We start from the raw sequence: 5,818 nt of genomic DNA on the forward strand, positions 1-5,818 counted from the left end.
ATTGACTGGTTTGGATGCGGGATCGGAATTGTGATGTTTTATCTGATCTTGAAGCGGAACTGGTCGGTACCGAAGGTGATCACACTTGCGGCAGTGCTTGGAATGGCCGGGTATGGTGTGCTTGCAATGGCATAGATCCATGGGCAAAACAGGAGAGTTATTCTTTTGCAAATTTGAAGATTTGTAAGAGGGTAACTCTCTTTTTATTTCATAGGAAATTCCGAAGGAACTTCCTATGAAACAAAAGGCACTGCGTGCCGGAGATGCGCAATCGCACGAAGATGAAGAATGTCGCAAGCGACCGCGCTTGGCGCGAGAATGTACCGAGGCACAATCTTTCTTAATGCGATTTTACATAACTATGATCATGGGAAAGAAAAAATGATAGAAGAAAGAAAATTTAACCTAAACTTAAAAAACTTGTTTTTTTAAGAAGTATTGATATTTACAGTATAATGCCCGTAAACCCTTGAAAAATGGGCGTTTACGGGCATTTGAAGTGAAACATATTTTTACAATAAAAAGTAAATTAAAGCAATTCGTTAGCGACACGTTAGTGACAGAAGTGAGATATCTGTATTTTCTCTATCTCTGCGTTCAAATTTTTGATACTTCGATGCAAATAAACTTTGTTTGTTACATCAGAAAAAGCATGACCAAGCATAATTTTTTTATCCCGTTCGTTCACTTTGTATTCATCGCACAGCATATTGAAAGTGTGTCTGCAATCGTGTGGCGTGTGCTTTTCGATCCCTAGCATATCTAACGTTTCATACATTTTTTCACGGAAATCATCTACCGAGCAAAATAAAATACAACTGTATTTCTCTACCATATATTCCACCAGTGGAAAGATAGCCGAATGAATAGGAACATATCTGTTTCTTCCAGCATCTGTTTTTAATCCGCCGCGGAAATATCTTTCTTCAAGATTTATCTCCAAATTTATAAATTCCGAAATTCTAAAACCAGAATAGCAATTTATCAGAAGTACTTTTATAATGTCATTCTCCTTGTGCGCCCATAATATTTTTAAATCTTCATCAGAGAACGGGACTCCATGTTCATCGTCATCCGGGATTCCAATTTTGACATAATCAGAATATTTTTTATCACATAAGTCATTTGCATCTGCGTACTTATACATCTGAGTATACAGATTTTTAACCAGTTCCAATGAAGAATGTTTTAATCCTTTTTCTGCACACTCATCCATAGTTTTTTGTAGATCATCCGTTGTTAAAGCCCGAAAAGGGTTTTTATGTAATTTGCTACAATTTTTAAAAGCTGCACGGTAACTACGTTCGGATGATGTACGCTTTCCTCGCTTTGTTGTATATTCCTTCTTGAATTTCCATAAATAAAATTCCTTAAATACATCTTCAAATGTTTTCTGATCCGCAAGCTCTCGTTGCGACTGCGTATATTTTCCTAATATTTTTGCAATCAGTCCGTCCAGATTGGAACTGCCAGACTCAGTCAACTCTTTCTCTCTTCCGGGGTAATATTCTCCATTTCTGTACCAGGTAAGTACGGTAAATCCTTTGTACCAGTCATCCACGTAACAGAGTGCTTTCACAGGGACAGGAATCCCGTCTTCAGTAAATTCTGTAGTTGGCGGGTAAACTCCATAAGGGTTCGTTCTGTTCTTGCCGGATAATCGTTTTATGGATCCGTAGCCATTTGGCAGTTTTGGATATTTCTTTCTGCGTGCCATGATATCATCTCCTTAAAAATGGGTATAAAAAATACAGCCAGCAAAGAACGGTTGTTCTGCTTGCGGTGGCTGCCCGAAGATGATACACTAATTATTGAACGTACTGGTGTATCCTTCGGGGCATTAGTCTTGAGCCGTTCCTGTTGGCGCAGGAGCGGTTCTTTTATTTAGATTATTCTGTCTGCTCAAGAGTTATAGTTTTTGTTATTCCGGAAACTGTTACCTGATAGGTAATCTGTTTGCTTGAATCAGAATAAGAAAACTCTTTTGTATCATCCAGAGAAGCAAGAAGAGCGGAATCGGTTGCTTCTTTGTCTCTGGTAGATGTCCAAGTATATTCTTCAGAATATTCTGTAGGAGCAGTATAGGTTCCAACCCAGTAAACAGCAGTTGTATTCCCCTCATCCATAATCCAGTTTATTGTGATGGTATCCTCTGTAATATCTGCCTGCATCCAAGTACCGTCATCATCTTTATATTCCCATTTTCCGGTCAGCACGACAGGTTCTTTGACTTCTTCCTTTGCTTCCTCTTTTGGAGTTTCAGCAGACGCCTCTGTCTTTTTGGATGTTTCCTTTGTTTCTTTTGATGAATCGGAGCTATTGCCGCAGGCTGTAAATGACAGTGCCATGCTTCCGATCAGAATCAATGCTACAAGTTTCTTTTTCATAATTTTCCTCCTCATAAAAAGTGTTTCTATATAATCGCATATGCGGTTATACCAATTTCATCACAGACAACTGCGGTATAAAATACACCACATAATTATCTACCCGTTTACAGATCCCGTACTTATTCCGGTAACACTCAATACATTCTTCCAGAAATTCTTCTGTCACTTCCAGGTATTCTGCAATCTCAAACCGGTTCTGGCAGCCATGCTCAAAGGCTCGTACCAGTCCGATCAGACCGATCTGCTTGTTGTACGCCCAGAATCTTGCCTGACGTTCCTGCTTTCGGTTGGCAGCAGATGTCATATCAAGAATATTGCCAACGGAAGTTTCGTGGTGTCCGAGTTCTTCGGCTAAAGCACAGGTCTTTTCCGGAATGGTCATGTCTTTTCGGATGGCTACAACACCATCACAGTACAGTCCTTTTATGTTATTGCTTTCAAATGGATAGTCAATCACATCAACGCCATCTTCACAGGCTTTGTCCTGTAACTTTTCATATGGATTCACGTCAGCACCTCCCATCCATCGGTAAAAGAAAATTGACAAATATTTCAGTGTGGACATATAATATATTTAACAAGAGAACCGTTGGTCAGTGCACACCTGACCGCCGGGTAAGTAATTTTCTAAAAATAGCGCCTTACTTTACCAGAGCAGGGACGCTATTTTTTGTGCAGTTCCCTTGGTAAATATATTATATTGTCAAAGTACATTTCTGGCATATCTGCCATTTATTTCCTTTTATTTTTAACAAATGCAGCAAAATTCTTGATTTCTTCCATTTCGGATTCTGTGTATTCTTCTCCGTCAAAGTGGGCGGCGAGAGTGGTTGGTTGATAAGTATCATCTGCAACCATTTTTTCTAATTCATCTGCGGTAATTCCTAAAGCATTACATATCTTACAAACGTTAACGTATCCGGCTTTTTCTGCGCCACGTTCTAATATAGCTTTTACAGTTGAGTATGGAAGACCAGATATTTTTACAATATCTGCAACTTTCATATTTTTATTTTCCATAAGTTTTTTCAATAATTCAGCACGTTGATCCATTTTCTGTACCTCCTTGAATTGATATTACAATATTGCGTAACGAAAGTAAATAGAAAATTGCAAAATATTGCAAAAAATATGTTGACAATTGCGCAATTATGCAATATAGTAAAAATATGAATTGCGAAATTGCGCAATTTTAAAATGCAGACTGTAGTCAGCATCAATATTACAGCAGAAGGGAGTGAAAAAATTGCCGAAAGTAAAAGTTGATAATCTGGAAGCTGAAATGAAAAGGAATAAAATATCCCGTTCAGATATAGCAAAGCTATTAGGACTATCATATAGGACAATTCATTCCAGATTCAACGGAGAATCGGATTGGGGATATGCGGAATGCGTGAAGGTTCGAGATGTGTATTTTCCAGACAAAACATTAGATTATCTGTTTGCAACAGATGAAAGCAGCGAATGAAGAAAGTGAGGTGAGACATATGAAACTAAGGAAGATAATTGGTTGGATATTGGTCTTTCTGCCATTAGTTCTTGTGACTGTTGGTGAGCGTTATTTTCCGACAGACATAAGCATTATATTGATGCGGATATTGATGGGGCTCGGTTTGCTGAGCATCAGCTTTACGGGAACATGCCTTATATCAAATGAGTTGCCGATAAGAATAATTGTTGAGAAAGATGAAGAGGGAGTGAGGTGATGAGATGAAAAGAATTTGCCCAACATGTTTTGCAGAACTTCCAGAAGAAGCTAATTACTGTCCGACATGTGGAAAGTGCGTGAGAGAAGTTGAAGAACGCATAATCCAATACACAGATACCGCACCACAAACGAAGGCGGTTAGTATAAAAGATCGTGCTGTTTCCATCGGAGGTTTCGATGAGAAAGCAAGGCAAAGAAAGATGAACAGTGCTTTAAATCAGTTAGAGCTTAAAGACGGTCACATATTTTTGGATGGAATGATGTTAAAAGGTATCACCAGATTTAACCTTGCCCATAAGGGAGGGGAATCAAGTCCGGAATTAACCTTAAAAATGGATGTGCGCACATTACCAAAGTTTAAGGCATTACAATGCCAGATAAAAAATAGGGAGTGAGGTAAGGAGATGGCTGATGGAGTATCGATCGTAGCAGTATCGATAGCCGCATTTTTAACGGCTATCAATCAGATATCCATAATTATTACAGCAAAGCAATTATGGATGCAACAGCAGCAATTGCAGCAACAATTAGAGAGGCTACAGAAAGAACGGTCTGAATTATAAAACGCTTAGATTCTATAGCGGATTCTTTTTTGGAATCTTCCTGCATCTTCAAAAGTGTATCATGAGTTTCTTTTAAAAGAGCATCACGTTCACTTTGTTTGTTGATTTCATCAACCATCATTTGTGCGTGCCAGTTGGAATTCATGTGCATATCTCCTTCCATAAATATTTGGCGTGGCGGTGCCTGTATTCAAAAGTATAGATGAGATTCAGGAAAGATTCAATAAGGGAGGTGGCATGTCTGACGAAAGAGGAAGAAATGGACAAGATATACGTCCATAAAATCGAGGGTCGTACTTTTTTAGGGGTAAAAGGGCAAGAAGCAGAAATTGATGATTACAAGGTTATAAATTATGGTGATGGCAATACAGAGATAACCATAAAAATCAAAGGGACTTCTTCCATATTTGCGGTGATAGATGCTTAAGAAGGAGGGATAAATGTGAATGATGTTTTAAGTGCTGCACAGGCAGCAAGAGTTATCGGCTGCGCTTCAAAAAAGGTTTGCGAGCGGCTGAAACGTGGCAATTGGAAGTTCGGAGAAGCCATTCCGCCTAAACAGACTGGAAACATGCAGTATTCTTACGAGGTTAATAAACAGGCACTTGCAGACTGGCTGAAAATTCCAGTTGAAGAAGTGGACAGGCGGTTAAAGAGATGAGAAGGGAGGGATGAGAGATGTTTTATAAAATTGCAAAAACGCTCGGTGTAATTGCAAGCGTTACCGGAATCATAATGATGGTTGGTGCATGTTCGGTAAAAAGTCAGGAGCTGTTTTATTTATATGCAGCACTTGGATTTACGACGTTTTCTGCCGGAGCATTTGCGCTGGAATATTTCCGGATGCTGGAAAGCCTGGAACGGAAAAGGAAAATAAGGGAGGCGAGGGAGCATGCCAGAAGAGAAGCAGCGTAAGAGGCGGATCAAGGTAGAGAAGCTGGATGAATGGATTAAGATCCTGAAATCGACAGAAAAAGTCAACCGTAGTTCTGAGTATTTCAAGCAGAACGCGATCCCATATTTGGAACAGTATGTAGACAGCCTGAAAGAAGCAGGCAGAAAAACGGTAGTATTGGAAGAAAAAGAAATGCGCCCGGAAGCGGCAACTTCCAGTGGCGCACATAACAAAAATACCAATTAAATTATAGGAAAGTCGG

The 5,818-nt window shown here is 39.3% G+C and carries 12 protein-coding genes; 7 read left to right on the forward strand and 5 right to left on the reverse strand.

What is annotated here, in order from left to right; all coding sequences use genetic code 11:
* Window positions 1–553: 553 nt before the first annotated feature.
* From ACYQ5K_RS15795 to ACYQ5K_RS15810, 4 genes are all read right to left on the reverse strand, one after another.
* Entirely contained in the window at window positions 554–1,483 is a 930-nt protein-coding gene (locus ACYQ5K_RS15795) for a tyrosine-type recombinase/integrase (RefSeq protein WP_459777934.1), read from the reverse strand.
* A 406-nt stretch (window positions 1,484–1,889) separates the two neighbouring features.
* Window positions 1,890–2,387: a hypothetical protein gene (locus ACYQ5K_RS15800; RefSeq protein WP_459777935.1), complete on the reverse strand. Its 498-nt coding sequence runs from the start codon at window positions 2,385–2,387 to the stop codon at window positions 1,890–1,892.
* A gap of 46 nt (window positions 2,388–2,433) precedes the next feature.
* Window positions 2,434–2,898: an ImmA/IrrE family metallo-endopeptidase gene (locus tag ACYQ5K_RS15805; RefSeq protein WP_459777936.1), complete on the reverse strand. Its 465-nt coding sequence runs from the start codon at window positions 2,896–2,898 to the stop codon at window positions 2,434–2,436.
* A 224-nt stretch (window positions 2,899–3,122) separates the two neighbouring features.
* Window positions 3,123–3,443: a helix-turn-helix domain-containing protein gene (locus ACYQ5K_RS15810; protein ID WP_459777937.1), complete on the reverse strand. Its 321-nt coding sequence runs from the start codon at window positions 3,441–3,443 to the stop codon at window positions 3,123–3,125.
* A gap of 193 nt (window positions 3,444–3,636) precedes the next feature.
* Between ACYQ5K_RS15810 and ACYQ5K_RS15815 the strand changes: the two genes are divergently transcribed.
* Genes ACYQ5K_RS15815 through ACYQ5K_RS15825 form a run of 3 tightly spaced genes read left to right on the forward strand, consistent with a single transcriptional unit; the run spans window position 3,637 to window position 4,493 of the window.
* Window positions 3,637–3,858 (forward strand): hypothetical protein, encoded by a 222-nt coding sequence (locus tag ACYQ5K_RS15815; protein ID WP_459777938.1) that lies wholly within the window; start codon window positions 3,637–3,639, stop codon window positions 3,856–3,858.
* Window positions 3,859–3,877: 19 nt separating this feature from the next.
* Window positions 3,878–4,096 carry a hypothetical protein gene (locus ACYQ5K_RS15820; RefSeq protein ID WP_459777939.1) on the forward strand — a complete coding sequence of 73 codons (219 nt, stop codon included), beginning with the start codon at window positions 3,878–3,880 and terminating at the stop codon, window positions 4,094–4,096.
* 4 nt (window positions 4,097–4,100) lie between these two features.
* The gene (locus tag ACYQ5K_RS15825; protein ID WP_459777940.1) at window positions 4,101–4,493 is read left to right on the forward strand and encodes a hypothetical protein; all 393 of its coding nucleotides are present in this window, start codon (window positions 4,101–4,103) and stop codon (window positions 4,491–4,493) included.
* Window positions 4,494–4,578: 85 nt separating this feature from the next.
* Here the strand turns inward: ACYQ5K_RS15825 and ACYQ5K_RS15830 are convergent, their stop codons facing one another.
* Window positions 4,579–4,806 (reverse strand): hypothetical protein, encoded by a 228-nt coding sequence (locus ACYQ5K_RS15830; protein WP_055157720.1) that lies wholly within the window; start codon window positions 4,804–4,806, stop codon window positions 4,579–4,581.
* 114 nt (window positions 4,807–4,920) lie between these two features.
* On the opposite strand from ACYQ5K_RS15830, the gene ACYQ5K_RS15835 reads away from it, so the two are divergent.
* Genes ACYQ5K_RS15835 through ACYQ5K_RS15850 form a run of 4 tightly spaced genes read left to right on the forward strand, consistent with a single transcriptional unit; the run spans window position 4,921 to window position 5,802 of the window.
* A complete protein-coding gene (locus tag ACYQ5K_RS15835; protein WP_459777941.1) occupies window positions 4,921–5,088 on the forward strand; it encodes a hypothetical protein in 168 nt (55 codons plus the stop codon).
* A 15-nt stretch (window positions 5,089–5,103) separates the two neighbouring features.
* Window positions 5,104–5,322 (forward strand): hypothetical protein, encoded by a 219-nt coding sequence (locus ACYQ5K_RS15840; protein WP_459777942.1) that lies wholly within the window; start codon window positions 5,104–5,106, stop codon window positions 5,320–5,322.
* Between the two features lie 17 nt (window positions 5,323–5,339).
* Window positions 5,340–5,576 carry a hypothetical protein gene (locus ACYQ5K_RS15845; RefSeq protein ID WP_459777943.1) on the forward strand — a complete coding sequence of 79 codons (237 nt, stop codon included), beginning with the start codon at window positions 5,340–5,342 and terminating at the stop codon, window positions 5,574–5,576.
* Window positions 5,554–5,802 carry a hypothetical protein gene (locus ACYQ5K_RS15850; RefSeq protein WP_459777944.1) on the forward strand — a complete coding sequence of 83 codons (249 nt, stop codon included), beginning with the start codon at window positions 5,554–5,556 and terminating at the stop codon, window positions 5,800–5,802. Before ACYQ5K_RS15845 ends, ACYQ5K_RS15850 begins: the two co-directional genes overlap by 23 nt.
* The last annotated feature ends 16 nt before the right edge of the window (window positions 5,803–5,818 follow it).

This window comes from Allocoprococcus similis, assembly GCF_054660775.1.

Excerpts from the sequence above, each read along its gene's own strand:
- ACYQ5K_RS15800 (WP_459777935.1), bottom strand. The coding sequence starts at position 2,387 with ATGAAAAAGAAACTTGTAGCATTGATTCTGATCGGAAGCATGGCACTG.
- ACYQ5K_RS15810 (WP_459777937.1), bottom strand. The coding sequence starts at position 3,443 with ATGGATCAACGTGCTGAATTATTGAAAAAACTTATGGAAAATAAAAAT.
- ACYQ5K_RS15820 (WP_459777939.1), top strand. The coding sequence starts at position 3,878 with ATGAAACTAAGGAAGATAATTGGTTGGATATTGGTCTTTCTGCCATTA.
- ACYQ5K_RS15825 (WP_459777940.1), top strand. The coding sequence starts at position 4,101 with ATGAAAAGAATTTGCCCAACATGTTTTGCAGAACTTCCAGAAGAAGCT.
- ACYQ5K_RS15830 (WP_055157720.1), bottom strand. The coding sequence starts at position 4,806 with ATGAATTCCAACTGGCACGCACAAATGATGGTTGATGAAATCAACAAA.
- ACYQ5K_RS15835 (WP_459777941.1), top strand. The coding sequence starts at position 4,921 with ATGGACAAGATATACGTCCATAAAATCGAGGGTCGTACTTTTTTAGGG.
- ACYQ5K_RS15845 (WP_459777943.1), top strand. The coding sequence starts at position 5,340 with ATGTTTTATAAAATTGCAAAAACGCTCGGTGTAATTGCAAGCGTTACC.
- ACYQ5K_RS15850 (WP_459777944.1), top strand. The coding sequence starts at position 5,554 with ATGCCAGAAGAGAAGCAGCGTAAGAGGCGGATCAAGGTAGAGAAGCTG.